Origin of the sequence: Pseudoalteromonas sp. OOF1S-7 (assembly GCF_022347765.1) — a bacterium.
GTDB lineage: Bacteria > Pseudomonadota > Gammaproteobacteria > Enterobacterales > Alteromonadaceae > Pseudoalteromonas.
Genome location: NZ_JAKRFZ010000023.1, coordinates 48,814 through 68,300 on the forward strand (window position 1 = coordinate 48,814; position 19,487 = coordinate 68,300).

Below are 19,487 nucleotides of genomic sequence, written 5' to 3' on the forward strand. Positions count from 1 at the left end.
CCTGACTGACGGAGCAAGCAGACCATTAGATAAGAATGACGAACAGGCCCTATTACATCATACCGGGCCCTTGGCTGCCAAGACTAGTGAGGCAGCCGGCGTAGACTTATGGATTTCCGACGAATTAGTCTTCAAAATAGGTATAGCCGCTGAGTCCGGCATGCAGCTGTGCCAGGTAGTCAGCTTTGGTTGCCTCATCGACTGACAATGTAGAGATCTGCATGGTAAAGTTCTCTGCCAGTGCTGCTTTATCATAGTGTACAAATCTCAGCACATCTTCAACACTGTCACCCTTGATGGCATTGCTGAGCTCGTAACCCGTCTCGGTAAGCTCCACATGAACCGAATCCGTGTCTCCAAACAGATTGTGTAAATCGCCGAGGATCTCCTGATACGCCCCGACCATAAACATCGCAATGTGATATTGCTCACCAGGCTGATAAGGCGGAATAGGCAAGCTTGACTCGATCCCCGCACCTTCAACGTATTCCCGGATCTGTCCATCCGAGTCACAGGTGATATCCTGGATCACTGCACGCTGAGTGAGTGGCTGATCCAGCGCCGCAATAGGCATTACCGGAAACAGCTGCTGGATCCCCCAGACATCAGGTAAAGACTGGAATAAAGAGAAGTTCACGAACAGTTTATCGGCCAGTTTCTCATTCAGCTCATCGAGCACTTCGCGGTGAGAGCGCGAATGAATATTCAGGCACTCTCTGACTCTTTGCAAAATGGTAAAATACAGCTGTTCAATTTGCGCCCATTGCTGCATGTCTATCAGGCCGTGTACATATTGATCATGGCCATCGCCAAACAAGTGCATGGCATCGTGGTAGGTTTCTATGGCCAGTCTGGGAGTCAGTCTTTGCAATGATGACCACAGCTCCTGCTGGATATGATGGGCAGATTGTGCCGGCATACTCGGGATGGTCTGGTATGGGGCTTTTTCAACGTCAATCACATCAGTGATCAGCACCGCGTGATGTGCCGTCAGTGCCCGACCAGATTCGGTAATGATATCCGGATGACGGAGCCCGTGCTGCTCAGCGACTTCAGCAAACGCGCCGACCACATTGCGGGCGTATTCTGCTACGGTATAGTTCATTGAGCAAGCGCTGCGGGATCCGGAGCCTTCATAGTCCACACCCAGACCACCGCCTACATCGACCGTTTTTAATGGCACGCCCAGCTGAGACAATTCCGCATAGTGGCGAGCACACTCGCGCAGGGCGCGCTGAATATCACGGATGTTGGCTATTTGCGAGCCAATATGAAAGTGCACCAATTGCATCAGGTGCAACTTGCCTTGTGCTTTGAGCTTATCGACCGCACTGAGCACCTGGCTGGCAGTCAGGCCAAATTTGCCTTTCTCCCCCCCGGTGTTCTGCCACTTGCCTTTACCAATTGAATTAAGACGGATGCGAATACCTATGGCTGGCTCAATGCCCAAAATCGCGATCTCCTTGAGCAAAGTATCCAGCTCAGAGAGTTTTTCAATCACGATTTGCACCTTGTGGCCCATCGCCTGGCCTATCATCGCCAGACGCAAAAACTCGCTATCTTTATAGCCATTGCAGACAATGGTGATGGGATCTTTAGCAACCCCCAGAATGGCCATCAACTCGGGCTTAGAGCCCGCTTCGAGACCAACCAGGCCACTCGGATGTGCCAGTAATTTGCTCACTACGGAGCGCTGCTGATTCACTTTAATAGGATAAACACAGGTGTATTGCCCCTGATAAGACTTGGTTGCAGTGGCCTGTGCGAAGGCCTGTGTCATGGTTTCAACACGGCTATTGAGAATATCAGTAAAGCGCACCAACACAGGCAAAGTCAGGCCCTGCTCCTTAAAACGCTCGGTTAACTCAACCAGCGAAATAGCCGGCTTTGCACGATCGCCATCGGGATAAGCGACCAGCTCACCCTGATCATTGATGTCAAAATATCCTTCACTCCAGTGAGTAACATTATAAGTGGCACGCGCGGTTTGCAAACCCCAGGTCATGGCAATCTCTATTAACTAGCTTTACAGACTATATATTTTAATACTTTAGGCCAAGATGTGACAATCTTTTGCCACCCTAAGCGCAAAACACGCCCGCCAGTTGTTACTCCTTGCACGAGTTTGCAAGCCCGCAAGCCACTTGTCTCTAACCGAGTCGGCGTTTATGCGCTAAAATAGATTGAGCTGGGGCGAAAGCGCTGGCAAAATCTCTGAAAATTACATCTGCATGAAGGCAACAATGTCAAATTTAGAAGCAAACCGCTGGTTTACTGAGATCAGTGACCGTGATGGCAGCGCGTTCTCACTGCGCGTCAACCGTAAACTGGACGAGATCCAGTCGCCATTTCAGAATGTTGAAATGTATGAGACCACAGACTTTGGCAATCTGATGATCATTGACGGCTGTACTATGGTCAGCACCCGGGAAAACTTTTTCTACCACGAGATGATGAGTCATCCGGCTTTGTTTTCTCATCCGGCACCAAAGAATGTGGTAATTATTGGTGGTGGTGACTGCGGTACACTCCGTGAAGTGCTCAAGCATCCGGATGTCGACACTGTGACACAGATCGATATTGATGAAGTCGTCACGCAAATGGCATTAAAATACTTCCCGGAACTATGTGCCTCTAATGAAGACCCGCGTGCCACTGTGATGTTTGACGATGGTATAAAATATATGCACGACGCCGCACCGGAGTCAGTTGATGTGGTTATCGTCGATGGCACCGATCCGGTTGGACCGGGTGAAGGCCTGTTCAACCACGCCTTTTACACCAGCTGCCTGAAGGCGCTGCGCCCGGGCGGTATTCTGGTGCAGCAAAGCGAATCTCCCCTGATGCACATGACCTTGCTGAAAGAAATGCGCCAGGCCATGCTGGACGTGGGTTTTGCTGATCTGCAAACCCTGCCATTCCCGCAGCCTATCTACCCAAGCGGTTTATGGTCAGCAACGCTGGCACGTAAAGGCGAGCCATTTAATGGCTTCCGTGAACAGGATGCCGCTCAGGCGAACTTTGACACTGAGTACTACAACACAGGAATCCACAAAGGTGCGCTCGCAACCCCAGGGTTTATGCGCCGGGCCTTTGAAAGCAAGGATTAATACCTGCGCACTGGCAGCGTTTATTCGGACATAAAAAACCCGGCATCAGCCGGGTTTTTTATGTCTGTCAGTTATTCCTGATGATACTGACGGCTGAATTCATGCACGGCGTTGATGAATACACCGGCATTTTCCGGGTCAACATCCGGGGTAATACCATGACCCAGATTGAACACATGACCCGACCCCTGGCCGTAGCCAGACAGGATGTGTTGTACTTCTTCACGAATACGTTCAGGCGTGCCGTGCAGCATAGATGGGTCCATATTGCCCTGCAGGGCCACTTTGTCACCCACGCGGCGTCTGGCATCCGCAATGTCAATCGTCCAGTCCAGACCAACCGCATCACAGCCCGTTGCTGCAATGGCTTCAATCCACTGGCCGCCATTTTTGGTGAACAGGGTGACCGGTACTTTACGACCATCGTTTTCACGGATCAGACCATCAACAATTTTATGCATGTATTGCAAAGAGAACTCTTTGTAGTCGCGTGGGCTTAGCACCCCACCCCATGAGTCAAAGATCATCAGAGACTGGGCACCAGCTTTGACCTGTGCATTCAGGTAGTCAATGACTGAGTCCGCAACTTTATCGAGCAGCAGGTGCAAAGTCTGTGGTTCGGCAAAGGCCATTTTCTTAATTTTACCAAAGGTCTTACTGCTACCGCCTTCGATCATGTAAGTCGCCAATGTCCATGGTGAGCCAGAGAAGCCGATCAGTGGCACTTCACCCTTTAATTCACGGCGAATAGTGCTTACGGCGTTCATCACGTAGCCCAGCTCATCGGTGGGATCCAGCTTAGGAAGCTTTTGTACATCGCTCAGCGAGTTGATAGGGCGCTCAAACTTAGGGCCTTCGCCGGTTTCAAAATACAGGCCCAGTCCCATCGCATCCGGGATGGTCAGGATGTCGCTGAATAAGATCGCGGCGTCAAGCGGGTAACGACGCAACGGCTGAAGGGTCACTTCGCAGGCCAGTTCAGCGTTTTTACACAGACTCATGAAGTCTCCGGCTTGCGCTCGGGTCGCTCGGTACTCAGGAAGATAGCGACCAGCCTGACGCATCATCCAAACGGGCGTAACATCTACGGGTTGTTTCATCAACGCACGCAGATAACGATCATTTTTCAACTCGCTCATAGCGTAATTTCATTCCAATGCTGTAAAAATTGCTCAGATTGTATCATTAACTTCAATACGTCACTATTGAAACAGCATGCAAATTCCCGTCACTGTGATCTGGATTAAACGTTTTCTTTTCGATAGGTTGTTTTTCGCTCAGATCGCATGAAATTAAAACCCTTTTACTTCAACATATTACAAACCAGATTAAAAACACTCGATTAAACTGTTTGCAACAAGGGTAAAAGCTTGCTATAAATTTGCTGCGCTAAGAAGAATAAAAACACCTTTAAAACCAATAATAATAAAGCTCTATTGCTAAACTGCATTGATAGCCGCTCAGGAATACCCCCTGGAGCGGCTTTTTTGTTTAACTAATTTTAAACATACTCTCTGACTCTCCCGTGAACCAGATTAAGCAATGGGTAAACAAGAGCTATTCCCGCCCCTACATCAGAAACGCGCTCTGTTATTTACACACTTGACAAAAAAAGTGGTTGACCTTTGCATCAGATTTCCTTTTTATAGAGGACAGATAAACATAATCGGCATCACCGCTTTTTGGTGGTCACTGTCAAGTTTTGACCCCGTTTTGGGTCACACTGTGCCGATGTTTTTGGCAAGCCACGGGCAGATAATGACCCGCTAAGGAGATAACTATGCTGTCACGCTTAGAACAAGCCCAACAAAGGTGGGGAGGTAGCCATAGCGTTATCGACAACTGGTTAGCTGAACGACAGGAGCTTTTGCTGCTGTATTGTAAGGTTGCAGGACTGTCACCTTTCGAACAGGATGACCACGCCCTGCCTGACCAGCTACAGATCCAGACATTTTGTCAGATCCTGATGGATTACCTGTCAGCCGGACACTTTGAAATTTACGATAACCTGGTCGCCGCCTGCAAAGAGAAAGGTCCACAAAGCCTGAAACTGGCGCAGTCTCTGTATCCACGGATCACGGATACAACCGATCTGGCACTGGACTTCAACGACAAATATGCCGAGATGCAATCAGAGAACCGAATGTCAGACTTTGATAAAGATCTCTCCGAGCTGGGAGAAGCCCTGGAGCTGCGATTTGCGCTCGAAGATGAGCTGATTGACAACCTCTACGCCAATCACAGTGAAGACTGATCACACTGTAAAACGCATTACAGACAATAAAAAAGGACCGCATGAGTCCTTTTTTATTGGGTCTTAATACCTGGTATTATGGGCCCCACAGATTGATGGGGCTTAGACAGAAATTACTCTGAGTCGTGCGCGTGGTCGTGACCTTGCTCTTTCTCTTCCTGGATTTCAAGTAGTTCTACTTCAAATACCAGAGTTGAGTTCGCTGGGATTTTACCCAGGTTACGCTCACCGTAGCCAAGCTCTGAAGGGATAGTGAACTTATACTTAGAGCCAACCGCCATCAGCTGAAGACCCTCAGTCCAGCCCGCGATAACCTGATTCAAAGGGAAAGTAGCAGGCTGATTACGTGCATAAGAGCTGTCAAATTCAGAACCATCCAGTAAAGTACCTTTGTAGTGTACTTTGACGATATCAGTCGCAACCGGCTTTTTACCTTCACCTTCGCTCAGTACTTCATACTGCAGACCAGACTCAGTCACGTTGACACCGTCTTTCTTGGCATTTTCAGCCAGGAATTCAGCGCCTTCAACCTTGTTTTTCTCGGCGTCCGCCTGTGCTTTTGCCGTTTGCTTTTCACGCACAGATGAATCTAATGCTGTCAGTACTTCGCGAATTTTCGCTTCGTCCAGCTTTGCATTGCCGTCCAGTGCATCTTTGAAACCGCGCATGATCAGTGCCTGATCCAGCTCAATGCCCAGCTCTTTTTTGTCTGCCATATCTTTTTGCAGGAAGTTACCAACCGATGCACCGATACCATAAGCCTGCTGCTGAACTTCAGTTTCCAGCTTGACTTCTTCAACTTTCGCTGTTTTTTCTTCTGCTTTTTGATTACAAGCGGTCAGTGCCAGAACCGCGGCAGCCACTAAGGATAACTTAATTGTTTGTTTCATGTTTTCTCTCCGACAAACCCAGGCTCAGAGTGCGACAATCACTATCCTGGTTGGGTGTCTTTGTTAAAATTATATTAATCTTAAAAAGGGCGGATGCCACATTAACATCCGGAGCGCATAAAGCCAAATTTCTCTTTTTGACGCAAAATTCATTTCAGGATCGGCGACATTCATGTACCGATAGGCTAATATCAGTTTTGAGGCCTCTGCAAATTACCCATTAGTCTACTCGGTGCAAATCATGGAGTTAAGAGGAAATACCGAATTTATGCCCAAATTTTTACGGCACAACGCACAAATTGCATTAATTTTCATCACCTCACTGTTATCAGGCTGTTCCGGGGACAGCTCAGATGCGCTGTTGACCGTAGAACATGCCGCACGCGGTGCTTTTGCCGCAGCTATTTCACACGATGGGCGTTACAGTTTAGTGTCATCCATCGAACATGGGGTGGTTTTATGGGACAACACCACCCATGGCTTAAAATATCAGTGGTCCCAGTCACAGCAAACCGACGAGCTGGTGCATTCACTGGCCATTGCCCATGATAATTCCAGCGCCGTAACCGCAGCCAACGACCGCTTTGCCGTCTGGCGATTATCCGACGGCCAGAATATAGGCTACTACCAAATAGAACAGGGTACCATACGCGACATCGCCATCAGCAACGAAGGTCGCTATGTCCTGTATGGACGCAGCGACAATGTGGTTGTGCACCTCGACTTAGAAAGCGGCAGGCGCATAGAGTTCCTTGGTCATCAAGAAAAAATTAATAGTATTGCGCTGTCACCCAACGGCCACTTTGCTTTAACCGGAGCCAATGATTACAGCGCTTACTTCTGGGACACACGTACCGGCCAGGTGATCCATCGCTTTAATCACCCAAGCCGAGTTACTAAGGTCGCGCTGGATCCCCGGGGGCGCTATGCGTTTACCGCAGACAGTATGAAAAAGGCCAGCATCTGGCAGCTCACTTCAGGTGAAATCAAAGCACAATTACAGTATATTGCGCGACAGAAGATATTCAGTGCCGTACGCTTTAATCAGGATGGGCGTTTAATCGCGACGGGCTCACCAAACCGACAACTGACCCTGTGGCAGGTTGAAGACGGTGAAAAGCTCGCTACCTGGCGTGTTAAGCCGCGCGAGGGCAGTCGACCTAAGTCCGCCGTAGTCTTTGCTGTGGCGTTTACCGGGAACGATGGCACCCTGCTGACAGAAAGCTCCAGTGGCCTGTTAGAACAATTTGCAAGAGAGTAACCATGACCGAACTCGAAGATCGCATTAACGAGCTGGAAGCCAAAGTGGCATTTCAGGACGAAACCATAGAGACTTTAAATAATGAACTGAGTGCGCATCAGGTACGCCTTGCCAAAATGCAGCGCCAGATTGAATTACTGGCAGAGAAGATTAAAGAAGGCAGAGATCCGGGCATGATGCCGCAGCATCAGGAGCCACCGCCGCCACACTATTAGTGGCCCAGTCGGGCGGGGTTAAACCCGCTCTGACTACTGAATTCTGAAACAGCTATCGCTATTCAGGCCTGAATACCCCGATCACCTGCTCAAACTGACGCGTTGATGCCTGAACGGCTTCTTTTGGCTGCGTCATAATATGACCACACTTCACGCACTCAACCTTTTCCACGTCGTGCTCTTTGTACAGCATCATGACATCCGCTTCATGACACTCAGGGCAGGATGCTCCTGCAATAAAACGCTTTTTCTTTCTCACCTTTTGTTACCTCAGCTTAGCTGAACAAGCCACTGTTCAGCTGACGATTTATATCGCGGGCTTACCACCCGGGTGGCCTATTTTATCCTATATTACTCGCTGTTGATACGCTTGGAGTGTCTGCGGGGATCCGTGTTATGATGAGCGCATTATCAAACAGTAATGTAACGGTATGATCCAGCTTTCGAATATTGAACTTATGCGCGGTGGTAAAACACTGCTTAAAAATGCCAGTGCCACCTTGTTTCCACAGCACAAAGTGGGTTTGGTTGGTGCCAACGGCTGTGGCAAATCTTCCTTGTTTGCTTTGCTTAAATCAGAGCTGCACCTGGATGGGGGCGAGCTGCAAATTCCGAAAGACTGGTCCATCGCATCCGTTAAACAGGAAACGCCGGCACTGGCCGTCAGTGCGCTGGAATACGTGCTGCAGGGCCATCCGGAGTACTATGCCCTGCGCAGTGCGCTGCACAGCGCCGAAGCATCCGGTGATGGTGCTGAGCAGGCGCGTCTGCACCAGCAAATAGAAGTAGTTGGCGGCTATGGTATTGAAGCCAAGGCGGGAGAGCTTTTGCATGGTTTGGGATTTAGCAATGCACAACTCAGCGATGCCGTAAGTGCCTTTTCCGGGGGCTGGCGAATGCGCCTGAACCTGGCGCAGGCACTGATCCGCGATGCCGATCTGCTACTGCTGGATGAACCAACCAACCACCTTGATCTCGATGCGGTATACTGGCTGGAGCGCTTCTTAAAAGCCTATCAGGGCACCTTAGTGCTGATCTCACACGACCGCGAATTCCTCGATGCAGTGGTCGATCAGATCTGGCACGTCGACCAGCAACAGCTCAACGTCTATAAAGGCCATTACTCGCAGTTCGAACGCCAAAAGGCCGAGCGTATGGCGCAGCAACAGGCGTTATACGAAAAACAACAAGCCACCATTGCCCACCTGGAGCAGTTTATTACCCGCTTTAAAGCCAAAGCGAGTAAAGCCAAGCAAGCGCAAAGCCGAGTTAAGGCACTGGAGCGGATGGAAAAACTGGCCCCTGCCCATGCTGACTCGCCGTTCAGTTTTGAGTTCAGCAACCCGGACAATATGCCCAACCCACTGATGACACTGGATCAGGCTCAGGCCGGATATGGTGACGTGACCATTTTACACAAGATCAAACTGAACCTGGTACCGGGCAGCCGTATCGCCCTGCTGGGCCGTAACGGCGCTGGTAAGTCAACGTTAATCAAACTGCTCGCAGGTGAGCTATCCCCGCAGGCAGGGGAAGTGTTTCAGCATCAGGGGTTAAAAATTGGTTATTTCGCCCAGCATCAGCTGGAATCGCTGGATCTCAGTGCCAGTGCCGTGACGCACCTGCAGCGGCTCGACCCACAAGCCAGTGAGCAATCACTACGCGACTTTCTGGGTGGCTTCGCCTTTAACGGCGACAAGGCTCTGGAGCCGGTGAAACCGTTTTCCGGTGGCGAAAAGGCCCGCCTGGTGCTGGCCATGCTGGTGTATCAGAAACCTAATCTATTACTGCTGGATGAGCCAACCAACCACCTGGATCTGGAGATGCGCCATGCGCTGGTGATGGCACTACAAGGCTTTGAGGGCGCTATGGTCACCGTATCGCACGACCGCCACATGCTTAAACACACCGCAGACGAATACTACCTGGTTGATCAGGGCGAGGTGAGTGCATTTGGCTATGATCTGGATGCCTACTATCAGTGGCTGCTCAACGCCAATAAAGAAGCGGTGCGCAAAGACAGCAGTGAAGACAAAGCCCACTCGAGTGTGAACCGTAAAGAACAGAAACGCCAGGAGGCCGAGTTCCGAAAAGCAATACAGCCGCTGAAAAGGTCAATAGATAAGCTGGAGAAAGAGCTGGATAAGCTCAGCGCTGCACTGGGTGACGTGGAAACGGCGCTGGCCGACAACGACCTATACTCAGAGCAAAATAAGGGCAGACTCAGTGAGCTGCTGGCTCAGCAGGCTAAGCTGACGCCCGAGCTGAACGACACCGAGGAAGCCCTGCTTGTGGCGCTTGAAGAACTCGAAGAGAAACAGGCCCGTTTCGAGCAAAGTGGCGAAATATGCTAGACGCCGCAGATTTCTGGACTTATGCCTGCACACACTATGCCCGTGCAGGTATGCAAGACGCCCTGCTGAGCTTGCAGGAGAACGAGGATAAAAACGTTAATCTGATCTTGCTGCTGATGTACCTGGACGCGTGCGGCAGGTCTCTCACAGCTGAACAATTTGCAGGACTGCACGCTGTGTGCGAAGCCTTTGACCACACAGTGCTGCATCCCCAGCGCCGGGTGCGCGCCACACTCAAAAATCAACATCAGCACTATGCGCAATATGCTGAGCTGCGCGAGTTTATGCTTAAAGCGGAGCTGGCCCAGGAGAAGCTACAACAGTCGCTGCTTATCAACTACCTCAATCAACACCCCCTGCAACCAAACTCGTCTGCGGACAACCTGACTCACTACCTGACACCCACTCAGCAGGGCTGTATACCCACAAAAACATGATCGGGATCAAGCAATTTACCAAGTCCCGCATGGGCACTGGTGAAACTTGATCTTGATCATATCTGGCCTGCACCTGCTCGACTAAGATTACCTCATCGACAAATCAGGAGGCACAGACATGAACGTATTCTTCAGAGACTTTTTTACTGACCCGGTGTTATTTCTTTCTTTCGGCATCTTGGGCGTGGTAATCGTACTGTGTTGTTTCTACGTCTACTACTTCATCAAGAAAGTACAAGAAGCAGAAGTGCCTGAGTAAATCGTCGACACTCTTTTATGTTATTCGAAATATGTTGTTGAAACGTTAAGCAATTAGTTCCCGTTCTAGAATTAAGCACGACGCACAAAGCACCTTATCAGCCCTGCTGGTCGGGTGCTTTTTATTGTACCAATTTCACTTAATACCTGTTCAATTTGACGGAGCAAATATGATGCTAACGGCGTTAAAAATTTCTCATTTAGAACAAATAAATAGCAAAATTTTCGCCTCGCCTATATGGATGTAGGTGCCTCAGCGGTAGCAGGACGCGGGAGCGGTGTTATCGACCATATTTTCTCGCCTCAAAATAGAACACTTAATTAAGCAAATTGGTATTACCCGAACATTCTTTGGGTTATTTCCCGCAGTTTGATACACTGATGTCATTTCAGGCTCATCATACCAGTCTATTCATTGCCGTCAGACGAGGCGACTTTTCTTCTGGGGGCATGTATGAGCCTCATCGTCGCAGAGGTATTTACAGGAAATACAAACCACATGTTAAAGCCGTCAGAGTTAACCTTTCAACCCGCCTGGTGGATGCGCAACCGTCACCTGCAAACCATTTTGCCCCGCCTGTTCAGGCCAAACCTGAAAGCTGATGTGCGCTATGAGCATCTCGAAACACCCGATGATGACTTTTTAGAACTGGCCTGGGCCAACAAAGGGGACCAACAGGCACCTCTGGTGGTGGTGCTGCATGGACTGGAAGGCAATATCAATAGTTTCTATGCCAAGGGCCTGCTCAGTGCCCTGACCGCGACCGGGCTGGATGCCGTGTTAATGCATTTTCGCAATTGTTCGCGTCAGGTGAATCGTCAGCCCCGGGCCTACCACAGTGGAGAAACCGGTGATCTGGCATTTTTACTCGACACCCTGAAACAACGCTTTGTCGACCGTCCCTTGTATGCGGTGGGATTTTCTCTGGGCGGTAATGTGCTGGCAAAATACCTGGGAGAGCAGGGCAATAACAGCCTGCTGGATGGTGCTGCGGTGATCTCAGCGCCCTACCATTTGTCTTCTTCCTGTCAGGTGATCCGCAAGAGCTGTTTTAAGCTGTATCAAAAGTACTTGCTGGATCGCATGAAGCGATCGTTCGCCCGTAAGTTTGATCAGATAGAGCACGCCTTACAGATCGGCCGCGACGAGATACAACAGATCCGCGATCTATGGCAATTTGATGAGCGGATCACGGCGCCATTACACGGTTTTAAAGGCGCTGAAGACTACTACGCTAAGGCCAGCGCTCAACCCTATCTGAAACAGATAGCCACGCCAACTTTGCTGATCCACGCAGCCGATGATCCCATGCTGTCGAGCCGTGCGGTGCCTACCCAGGATCAGATCAGTGATCTGGTTACCCTGGCAGTGTCTCAGCGTGGTGGTCATGTTGGCTTTATCGCCGGGCACAATCCTTTTAAGCCGGTTTTCTGGCTTGAGCAAATTGTGCCAGCTTATTTGCATTCATTACTCAACCATCGAGTTTCAAAAAAATTATGATCATTCCATATCAACAACTGGACCCAACCACACTGAGCAACCTGATTGAACACTATGTGCTGCGCGAAGGCACCGATTATGGTGACAGTGAAGTCAGCACCGAGCGTAAGGTCGAACAGGTCCACGCTCAGCTCAAGTCGGGTGAAGCCTTGCTGGTGTATTCCGAGCTGCACGAGTCGGTGAATATTGTCTCAAAAGCCCAGTTTCAGGCCATGCAGGCACAGGAATACGACTACGAATAAATGCGGTCAGCCCCGCAGGCAGCCCGACAGAATGGATTGTAGATAAACGCCAACTTGCTACAATCGACACACACTACAAAGAATAACAAGGTCAATCCATGAAGTTACCCGCTACACTCTGCGCACTGGCTTTAAGCCTGTCAAATGCCTATGCCAATGATATTCAGGCGTCTGAGCGCGCCAGACACATCGCTAAGCAAAATATTCTGATCGATACCCACATTGATGTGCCCTATCGTATTCTGGATAACTGGGAAGACGTGACTAAGGCCACCAAAAGCGGCGACTTCGACTACCCTCGCGCTGTGCAAGGCGGCCTGAATGCGCCATTTATGTCGATCTATATTCCCGCTAACCTAGAGTTTGAAGGTAAAGGCAAGAGTTACCAGCTGGCTAACCAGCTTATTGACGGAATGGAAGCGCTGGCACAACGTGCACCGGATAAGTTCGCGATGGCCTACAACACCAAAGACATTTATCGCCATTTCCGCGAAAAGAAGATCTCTGTGGCGATGGGCATGGAGAATGGCTCACCGATTGAAGGTGACATGGCAAACCTGAAGCACTTCTTCGACCGGGGTGTGCGCTATATCACACTGGCCCACTCGCAAAGTAACCATATTTCCGACTCGTCCTATGACATCCGTCGTAAATGGAAAGGTCTGAGCCCGTTTGGTAAAGACCTGGTGGTGGAGATGAATAAGATTGGCATGCTGATCGACGTCTCACATATTTCAGATGCTGCTTTCTATCAGGTGATGGAACTGTCTAAAGTGCCCGTGATCGCCTCGCACTCTTCATTGCGTAAATATACCCCGGGTTTTGAGCGCAATATGGATGACAAAATGCTGAAAGCGCTGAAAAAGAACGGTGGCGTTATTCAGATCAACTTTGGCTCCAGCTTTGTGACCAACAGTTCTCGTACCTGGTACGACCAACGTAACGAGGCAGAAGCGCAGGCCACCAGTCAGGGCAAGAGTAAAACCGATTTCAGAGCGGCGTATCGCGCGAAAAACCCCTTCCCTTACGCCACCCTAGAACAAGTACTGGATCACATTGACCATGTTGTTAAGCTGATCGGTATCGACCATGTGGGCATTGGCTCTGACTATGACGGTGTGGGTGATTCCTTGCCTATCGGATTAAAAGACGTTTCAACTTACCCTAACCTGGTACAGGGCCTGTTAGACCGTAACTACACCGAAGGGCAGATCAAGAAAATCCTTGGCGGCAACACCCTGCGCGTCTGGCGCCAGGCTGAAGAATACGCCAAACAGTTTTAACCCGTCTATATTTCTATTGCGGAGGCTGCCTGGCAGCTTCCCGAATTAAGCCCGTTCAGTTCTGACTCGGCAACACCCACACGCAACACGTGCTAACAAAATAAAAACAAGTGAAAACACCTGTTTACAAACAAGCAATTAAAGTGCTAACTTCAATTTGCTAGCAAGGAATATTTTAGTGCTAGCGACTAAAGATTCAATAATAACCCAGTTATTTAAGGGAAATAAAAATGAAACTATCACTACACAAGAAAAGCTTGAAAAAACTGAATGCATCTCAGGATCTTAATCCTAATGCTACACCGAATGTAGCCGGTGGCGATTATAACAACACTCATACCTGCAGAACGCTATACCCTGGGGGTACATGTCGCGACACTGTGGACTGTCCATCTGGTGGATGCAACCACTCGGATGTTATGAGCTGTAACAGAACAGATTATAGCTGTCTGTGTTAATCCAGATCACAGATCCTGACGCGTGTGTGTAAGCACACGCATTTAATACTCATTACACCAAACTTATACCATCACAAGCCTTACCGAACTGAGGGCATGGAAAGACAACAACTGCCCAGTCCACCATAGATTATACCAATTTCACTAAATACCTGTTCAATCTGAAGGAGCAAATATGACGCTAACGGCGTTAAAAATTTCTCATTTAGAACAACTAAATAGCAAAATTTTTGCCTCGTTAGCGACCATATTTTCTCACCTCAAAATAGAACACTTAATTAAGCAAATTGGTATTAGACATAAAAACGTGCTCAATGTTAAGAAACAGGATTAGCGAAAATAGGTATCTGACAACTAATTTGTGGAGAGTAAACCAACTGCTTTTGGCACTACAATTTGAAAAGTGTTTACTGGAGTGTTTGCTGGAGTTTTGAAAAATGAACCGACGACCTTCGGCGTTACCACATAAGGAAGTGTTTTCGGGAGACCTTGATTTATGAAGAGCGAACCGACGACATTCGGCGTTCCCACTGAGAAAGTAATTGTGGGAGCCATTGATTTATAAAGAGTGAACCGACGACATTTGGCGTTACCACTCAGAAAGCGGTTACGGGAGCCCTTAATTTATGAAGAGTAAACCGACGACATTCGGCGTTCCCACTGAGAAAGTAATTGTGGGAGCCATTGATTTATGAAGAGTGAACCGACGACATTCGGCGTTCCCACTGAGAAAGTAATTGTGGGAGCCATTGATTTATGAAGAGTGAACCGACGACATTCGGCGTTCCCACTGAGAAAGTAATTGTGGGAGCCCTTAATTTGTGAAGAGTGAACCGACGACCTTCGGCGTTACCACTCAGAAAGTGGTTACGGGAGCCCTTAATTTATGAAGAGTAAACCGACGACATTCGGCGTTCCCACTGAGAAAGTAATTGTGGGAGCCATTGATTTATGAAGAGTGAACCGACGACATTTGGCGTTACCACTCGGAAAGTGGTTGCGGGAGCCGGATTTGAACCGACGACCTTCGGGTTATGAGCCCGACGAGCTACCAGGCTGCTCCATCCCGCGCCTGTATGTTCAACGTTTTACTTCTGTTGGAGAAGATACAATCGAGACTTTCGATTTAACCACTTAAAAAGTAGTTGCGGGAGCCCTTAATTTATGAAGAGCGAACCGACGACCTTCGGCGTTACCACTCGGAAAGTGGTTGCGGGAGCCGGATTTGAACCGACGACCTTCGGGTTATGAGCCCGACGAGCTACCAGGCTGCTCCATCCCGCGCCTGTATGTTCAGGGTTTTACTTCTACTGAAAGAAGCTGGAAGTCAGATTTGAACCGACGACCTTCAGTCGTTACCACTCGGAAAGTGGTTGCGGGAGCCCTTAATTTATGAAGAGCGAACCGACGACCTTCGGCGTTACCACTCAGAAAGTGGTTGCGGGAGCCGGATTTGAACCGACGACCTTCGGGTTATGAGCCCGACGAGCTACCAGGCTGCTCCATCCCGCGCCTGTATGTTCAGGGTTTTACTTCTACTGAGCGAAGCACCTAAAAAGTATTTATTGAGGCTTAATTTGCCCTAACTCTTTAAGAGGTCGCTATAATATAGAATTAGATTTTTATTGCAAGGTTTTAATGAAGAAAAGGACGTCAACCGCTCAAAAAGCAAGCAAACGATACTGTTTTAACGCCCTTTTATGACACTTATTGTCTTGCCAGCCAAATTAACCGACAGACTATTGTTCTCTTTGGTGTGGGTTGATCAGCTTCTGAAACTGCCAGTCGGGATGGCCCATCACAATAAAATCAGGGTTTTCTGTGCTTTCTCTTTGATTGTAGGTCAATGGATTGAATTCAGCATCGGTGATACAGCCTCCCGCTTCTTCAACGATGACTTGCGATGCCCCTGTATCCCATTCACCTGTTGGTCCGACACGTAAAAAACAGTCAGCTTTTCCTTCGGCCACAATGCAGGCCTTAAGCGAACATGATCCCAGTGCCACGGTATCAAAGTGGCTATTGAGATACTGGCTTACCGCTTCAATTTTTTGTCTGCGACTGACAGCCAGGGTGAGTGTGCCCTTAGGTGCCACTGAGATAGGTTCATCACGCCCGTCCAGACGTTTAAATGCCCCACCCTGATGCGTGGCAAAATAAGTCACACCTTTTGCTGGCCAGTGAATTACGCCAAGCACAGGTTGATTGTTTTCAACCAATGCGATGTTAACCGCAAAGTCGCCACTTTCCAGAATGAATTCGCCGGTGCCATCCATCGGGTCCAGCAACCAGTAACGCTGCCAGTGTTGTCGACTTTCCAGCGGCGGAATAGGCGTTTCTTCAGACATAATTGGCACATCCGGGGCCAATGCTTGCAGGCCTGCGGTCAGCACTTCGTTTGCAGCGAGATCTGCGGCCGTCACCGGCGTATGATCAGATTTTTCTCGTGCACCTATGTCATCTTGCTGGTAGATTGCCATGATCGCCTGCCCCGCCTGCTCAGCCAGGGTGATACAGGGCTCTAAATATGACTGCATTAAGCCTCCGTTGTCAGGTACTGTTGTAGTAATAACAGCGCGGCGACACTGCGGGCTTCGGTAAAGTCAGGCTGACTCAGTAACGCCTGCCATTGCGCCAGAGGCCACTTGACCACCACCAGCGGCTCAGGTTCATCACCCGTTAGTTGCTCCGGATACAAGTCCTGCGCCACCAGGATATGCATTCTGGCGTTAAAGTAGCTAGGTGCCAGTGATAAGGTTTTCAAATCACAAAATTGTCGAGCGCCAAAGCCTACTTCTTCTTTTAACTCACGGTTTCCCGCTTCAATCGGAGTTTCGCCCGGATCAATCAACCCTTTTGGAAAACCAAGCTGATAATCGTGCGTCCCCGCGCAATATTCTCTTACTAAGAGTAGCTCATTTTCGGCCGATATGGGCACTATCATCACGGCCCCCCGACCGCCACCACGAACACGTTCATACTCACGGTGCTCACCATTGGAAAATGACAGCGACAGCGATTCTACTGTAAACAACTTACTTTTTGCGACAACCTCGGAGGCTAATATCTCAGGGGGAATTGGGTGCTTTTTCTGTGACATAGAGATTATTTTGCTATCATGGCCGTTAACCTCATCATAAAGCCTTTACAGGTAAATGCCTATGTTAAATTGGTCAAAGATCGATACTGTGTTACTGGATATGGATGGCACCTTACTCGACCTGCATTTTGATAATCACTTTTGGCTGGACGTGATCCCTAAGGCCCATGCCGTCAAACAAGGCCTGACACTGGAGCAAGCCCGTGCCGACATTCTCGCGCGCTACGAAGCCGTCATGGGGCAAATCGAATGGTATTGCCTGGATTACTGGCAACAACAACTGCAATTGCCAATTATGGCGCTCAAACGCGAGATCCAACATTTGATTTCTATCCGCGAAGACGTGCCGGTATTTTTACAAGCGCTGAAAGACGCAGGAAAGGAACTGATTTTATTAACCAATGCACACCCAGATAGCCTGAGTCTAAAGGTAGAGCGCACTCAATTTGACCAGTATCTGGATAAACTTATCTCTACACATAGCTATGGCGTCAGTAAGGAAAGTCAACAGCTGTGGCAACAAGTTCAGGCCGATCTGGGGTTTGATAAGAACCGCACTTTATTTGTCGATGACAGCCTGGCGGTATTGGCTGCCGCAAAAGAGTATGGCATTGGCCATCTGCTGGCGATCGCAAATCCGGATAGCCAACAACCTCATAAAGAGATCACAGACTATCCAGCCATTTGCGACTATCGCACGTTACTGCCAATCAGCTGATCAGCCCGGGTAACGCGCCTGTAAGCCCTGATAAACAAGCTTAGCAAAGTCTGGATGTTCGGTATCCAGACTTTTCACCACTTCAACCAGGTGCTCATTGTCTTCTTTACCGTGCCACTGTTTGATGTAACTACCATCTTTGTAACCATGGTCCTGACGGAAGAAATTCAGGGTATTTTTACCCACGTAACCACGATATAAATCATCCAGCGTCATGCCAATTTGCTGCATACACCCGGCAAAGGCTGCTGCATTGAAAGTTTTGTCGGCTACTGCCGAGGCCGCAAGCACCTCCAGCGTTGCCTTAAAGTCCTCAGCATACAAAGGCTGGGCCAACTCGTTATCCAGTTGTGCTGCCAGTGCCTCATAGGCTGTTTCGCCATCAATACGCAATGACAGACCAAAGTGAAAAATATCAACCAGTTCCAGGATCACCTGCTCGGTATCCGGAGTCTGTTTTTTCCACCATTTCCAGCCGTAGTGATCCAGCATTTCGGCACACTCAACCCAAATGGCGCGGTACCATTCAAAGCCCTGGCTGAACCATTGCTCATGCACTTTGGTATTCATGGCGTTCTGCATTTCCAGCATCACAACCAGCTTCGCACTATTCGCAGACATATTTGCGCTCTCACTCTCACTATTCAGTCAAAGCGCTATGATACCCACACCGTGACGTAATTACCACGATGAGCCACGATGAAAGCTTTTCTGCGCTACCCCGTTCTATTAGGTTTCACAAATACATTTTTTTGAGGTTTTACATGCGATCCATACTTGTTGCGTTCACACTGACTGTTACCCAGTTGCTGCCCTTTTCTGCGTCTGCTGCGCAAGTCACAAATATTAGTGAGCACCCGGAGCAGGTTGCGCCTTTACTGCCAGGCCTGACGGCGCCGACTTTAACTCTTCAGGACAACAACGCCCAAGCGGTGGATTTAGCAAAACTGTATCAAGACAAGACTACGGTATTGGTGGTCTATCGAGGCGGCTGGTGCCCGTATTGCTCACGCCAATTAGCTGGGCTACAGAAAATTGAAAGGCAGATAGTCGAGCTGGGCGCGCAGATAGTGGCAGTTTCTCCTGACAGCCCGCAGGCACTGAGTAAGAGTAGTATCAGTTCTCCTAACTATCGCTTGCTCTCGGACGACCAGCTGGCGTTAACTCAGGCGCTGGGACTGGCTTATTATCTGGATGACAAAACCGCTAAGGCCTATCGCGACCGCATGGGCGTACAATTTGTCGATCTGGATGGCAAGAGCAGAGTGGCGCTCCCCGTGCCCGCTGTTTTTGTGATTGATAAAGCGGGTCTGGTGCAGTTTCAGTATGCTAACCCCAATTACAAAGTACGTCTGGAAGAAAGCGTGCTGCTGGCCGCGGTCCGTGCCGCCAGTAATCTAAAATAA

The 19,487-nt window shown here is 49.2% G+C and carries 19 protein-coding genes and 3 tRNA genes; 12 read left to right on the plus strand and 10 right to left on the minus strand.

Annotated features, from left to right (window positions below; genetic code table 11):
* Positions 1–124 precede the first annotated feature (124 nt).
* Positions 125–2,005, minus strand: coding sequence for a biosynthetic arginine decarboxylase (speA, locus tag MHN33_RS21885; RefSeq protein ID WP_239401358.1), 1,881 nt, complete (start codon positions 2,003–2,005; stop codon positions 125–127).
* A 238-nt stretch (positions 2,006–2,243) separates the two neighbouring features.
* Here speA and speE point away from each other — a divergent pair, with 238 nt between their 5' ends.
* The gene (gene speE, locus MHN33_RS21890; protein WP_239401360.1) at positions 2,244–3,110 is read left to right on the plus strand and encodes a polyamine aminopropyltransferase; all 867 of its coding nucleotides are present in this window, start codon (positions 2,244–2,246) and stop codon (positions 3,108–3,110) included.
* A gap of 71 nt (positions 3,111–3,181) precedes the next feature.
* On the opposite strand, the gene hemE is transcribed toward speE, so the two are convergent.
* The gene (gene hemE, locus MHN33_RS21895) at positions 3,182–4,249 is read right to left on the minus strand and encodes a uroporphyrinogen decarboxylase (protein ID WP_239401362.1); all 1,068 of its coding nucleotides are present in this window, start codon (positions 4,247–4,249) and stop codon (positions 3,182–3,184) included.
* Positions 4,250–4,890: 641 nt separating this feature from the next.
* On the opposite strand from hemE, the gene rsd reads away from it, so the two are divergent.
* The gene (gene rsd, locus MHN33_RS21900; protein ID WP_239401364.1) at positions 4,891–5,364 is read left to right on the plus strand and encodes a sigma D regulator; all 474 of its coding nucleotides are present in this window, start codon (positions 4,891–4,893) and stop codon (positions 5,362–5,364) included.
* A gap of 113 nt (positions 5,365–5,477) precedes the next feature.
* On the opposite strand, the gene fkpA is transcribed toward rsd, so the two are convergent.
* Positions 5,478–6,254 (minus strand): FKBP-type peptidyl-prolyl cis-trans isomerase, encoded by a 777-nt coding sequence (fkpA, locus tag MHN33_RS21905; RefSeq protein WP_239401366.1) that lies wholly within the window; start codon positions 6,252–6,254, stop codon positions 5,478–5,480.
* A 268-nt stretch (positions 6,255–6,522) separates the two neighbouring features.
* Between fkpA and MHN33_RS21910 the strand changes: the two genes are divergently transcribed.
* Complete coding sequence (locus MHN33_RS21910) at positions 6,523–7,515, plus strand: hypothetical protein (protein WP_239401368.1); 993 nt, start codon at positions 6,523–6,525, stop codon at positions 7,513–7,515.
* 2 nt (positions 7,516–7,517) lie between these two features.
* Positions 7,518–7,730 carry a SlyX family protein gene (locus tag MHN33_RS21915; RefSeq protein WP_239401370.1) on the plus strand — a complete coding sequence of 71 codons (213 nt, stop codon included), beginning with the start codon at positions 7,518–7,520 and terminating at the stop codon, positions 7,728–7,730.
* A gap of 58 nt (positions 7,731–7,788) precedes the next feature.
* On the opposite strand, the gene MHN33_RS21920 is transcribed toward MHN33_RS21915, so the two are convergent.
* A complete protein-coding gene (locus MHN33_RS21920; RefSeq protein WP_010386993.1) occupies positions 7,789–7,989 on the minus strand; it encodes a YheV family putative zinc ribbon protein in 201 nt (66 codons plus the stop codon).
* A gap of 172 nt (positions 7,990–8,161) precedes the next feature.
* Between MHN33_RS21920 and MHN33_RS21925 the strand changes: the two genes are divergently transcribed.
* The 6 genes from MHN33_RS21925 to MHN33_RS21950 all read left to right on the plus strand — a co-directional run bounded on the left by MHN33_RS21925 (position 8,162) and on the right by MHN33_RS21950 (position 13,805).
* Positions 8,162–10,084, plus strand: coding sequence for an ATP-binding cassette domain-containing protein (locus MHN33_RS21925; protein ID WP_239401372.1), 1,923 nt, complete (start codon positions 8,162–8,164; stop codon positions 10,082–10,084).
* A complete protein-coding gene (locus MHN33_RS21930; protein WP_239401374.1) occupies positions 10,078–10,521 on the plus strand; it encodes a TIGR02444 family protein in 444 nt (147 codons plus the stop codon). The genes MHN33_RS21925 and MHN33_RS21930 overlap by 7 nt, the downstream gene beginning before the upstream one ends.
* 118 nt (positions 10,522–10,639) lie before the next feature.
* Complete coding sequence (locus MHN33_RS21935) at positions 10,640–10,780, plus strand: DUF3149 domain-containing protein (RefSeq protein ID WP_010386996.1); 141 nt, start codon at positions 10,640–10,642, stop codon at positions 10,778–10,780.
* 498 nt (positions 10,781–11,278) lie between these two features.
* The gene (locus MHN33_RS21940) at positions 11,279–12,280 is read left to right on the plus strand and encodes a hydrolase (RefSeq protein ID WP_239401376.1); all 1,002 of its coding nucleotides are present in this window, start codon (positions 11,279–11,281) and stop codon (positions 12,278–12,280) included.
* On the plus strand, positions 12,277–12,522 hold the full coding sequence (locus tag MHN33_RS21945; protein ID WP_239401378.1) for a YheU family protein: 246 nt from the start codon (positions 12,277–12,279) through the stop codon (positions 12,520–12,522). Before MHN33_RS21940 ends, MHN33_RS21945 begins: the two co-directional genes overlap by 4 nt.
* 98 nt (positions 12,523–12,620) lie before the next feature.
* Positions 12,621–13,805 (plus strand): dipeptidase, encoded by a 1,185-nt coding sequence (locus MHN33_RS21950; RefSeq protein ID WP_239401380.1) that lies wholly within the window; start codon positions 12,621–12,623, stop codon positions 13,803–13,805.
* A 1,452-nt stretch (positions 13,806–15,257) separates the two neighbouring features.
* Here MHN33_RS21950 and MHN33_RS21955 read toward each other — a convergent pair.
* The 5 genes from MHN33_RS21955 to nudE form a co-directional block, all read right to left on the minus strand.
* Positions 15,258–15,334, minus strand: a tRNA-Met gene (locus MHN33_RS21955).
* 136 nt (positions 15,335–15,470) lie between these two features.
* Positions 15,471–15,547 (minus strand) — tRNA-Met (locus MHN33_RS21960).
* A 151-nt stretch (positions 15,548–15,698) separates the two neighbouring features.
* Positions 15,699–15,775: transfer RNA gene (locus tag MHN33_RS21965), tRNA-Met, on the minus strand.
* A gap of 227 nt (positions 15,776–16,002) precedes the next feature.
* A complete protein-coding gene (gene cysQ, locus MHN33_RS21970; protein WP_239401382.1) occupies positions 16,003–16,800 on the minus strand; it encodes a 3'(2'),5'-bisphosphate nucleotidase CysQ in 798 nt (265 codons plus the stop codon).
* A complete protein-coding gene (gene nudE / locus MHN33_RS21975; RefSeq protein WP_239401384.1) occupies positions 16,800–17,363 on the minus strand; it encodes an ADP compounds hydrolase NudE in 564 nt (187 codons plus the stop codon). The genes cysQ and nudE overlap by 1 nt, the downstream gene beginning before the upstream one ends.
* Positions 17,364–17,424: 61 nt before the next feature.
* Here nudE and yrfG point away from each other — a divergent pair, with 61 nt between their 5' ends.
* The gene (gene yrfG, locus MHN33_RS21980) at positions 17,425–18,081 is read left to right on the plus strand and encodes a GMP/IMP nucleotidase (RefSeq protein WP_239401386.1); all 657 of its coding nucleotides are present in this window, start codon (positions 17,425–17,427) and stop codon (positions 18,079–18,081) included.
* On the opposite strand, the gene MHN33_RS21985 is transcribed toward yrfG, so the two are convergent.
* Positions 18,082–18,702, minus strand: coding sequence for a dUTP diphosphatase (locus MHN33_RS21985; RefSeq protein WP_239401388.1), 621 nt, complete (start codon positions 18,700–18,702; stop codon positions 18,082–18,084).
* 143 nt (positions 18,703–18,845) lie between these two features.
* Between MHN33_RS21985 and MHN33_RS21990 the strand changes: the two genes are divergently transcribed.
* Positions 18,846–19,487 carry a peroxiredoxin-like family protein gene (locus MHN33_RS21990; protein WP_239401390.1) on the plus strand — a complete coding sequence of 214 codons (642 nt, stop codon included), beginning with the start codon at positions 18,846–18,848 and terminating at the stop codon, positions 19,485–19,487.

Excerpts from the sequence above, each read along its gene's own strand:
- speA (WP_239401358.1), bottom strand. The coding sequence starts at position 2,005 with ATGACCTGGGGTTTGCAAACCGCGCGTGCCACTTATAATGTTACTCAC.
- speE (WP_239401360.1), top strand. The coding sequence starts at position 2,244 with ATGTCAAATTTAGAAGCAAACCGCTGGTTTACTGAGATCAGTGACCGT.
- hemE (WP_239401362.1), bottom strand. The coding sequence starts at position 4,249 with ATGAGCGAGTTGAAAAATGATCGTTATCTGCGTGCGTTGATGAAACAA.
- rsd (WP_239401364.1), top strand. The coding sequence starts at position 4,891 with ATGCTGTCACGCTTAGAACAAGCCCAACAAAGGTGGGGAGGTAGCCAT.
- fkpA (WP_239401366.1), bottom strand. The coding sequence starts at position 6,254 with ATGAAACAAACAATTAAGTTATCCTTAGTGGCTGCCGCGGTTCTGGCA.
- MHN33_RS21910 (WP_239401368.1), top strand. The coding sequence starts at position 6,523 with ATGCCCAAATTTTTACGGCACAACGCACAAATTGCATTAATTTTCATC.
- MHN33_RS21915 (WP_239401370.1), top strand. The coding sequence starts at position 7,518 with ATGACCGAACTCGAAGATCGCATTAACGAGCTGGAAGCCAAAGTGGCA.
- MHN33_RS21925 (WP_239401372.1), top strand. The coding sequence starts at position 8,162 with ATGATCCAGCTTTCGAATATTGAACTTATGCGCGGTGGTAAAACACTG.
- MHN33_RS21930 (WP_239401374.1), top strand. The coding sequence starts at position 10,078 with ATGCTAGACGCCGCAGATTTCTGGACTTATGCCTGCACACACTATGCC.
- MHN33_RS21935 (WP_010386996.1), top strand. The coding sequence starts at position 10,640 with ATGAACGTATTCTTCAGAGACTTTTTTACTGACCCGGTGTTATTTCTT.
- MHN33_RS21940 (WP_239401376.1), top strand. The coding sequence starts at position 11,279 with ATGTTAAAGCCGTCAGAGTTAACCTTTCAACCCGCCTGGTGGATGCGC.
- MHN33_RS21945 (WP_239401378.1), top strand. The coding sequence starts at position 12,277 with ATGATCATTCCATATCAACAACTGGACCCAACCACACTGAGCAACCTG.
- MHN33_RS21950 (WP_239401380.1), top strand. The coding sequence starts at position 12,621 with ATGAAGTTACCCGCTACACTCTGCGCACTGGCTTTAAGCCTGTCAAAT.
- cysQ (WP_239401382.1), bottom strand. The coding sequence starts at position 16,800 with ATGCAGTCATATTTAGAGCCCTGTATCACCCTGGCTGAGCAGGCGGGG.
- nudE (WP_239401384.1), bottom strand. The coding sequence starts at position 17,363 with ATGTCACAGAAAAAGCACCCAATTCCCCCTGAGATATTAGCCTCCGAG.
- yrfG (WP_239401386.1), top strand. The coding sequence starts at position 17,425 with ATGTTAAATTGGTCAAAGATCGATACTGTGTTACTGGATATGGATGGC.
- MHN33_RS21985 (WP_239401388.1), bottom strand. The coding sequence starts at position 18,702 with ATGTCTGCGAATAGTGCGAAGCTGGTTGTGATGCTGGAAATGCAGAAC.
- MHN33_RS21990 (WP_239401390.1), top strand. The coding sequence starts at position 18,846 with ATGCGATCCATACTTGTTGCGTTCACACTGACTGTTACCCAGTTGCTG.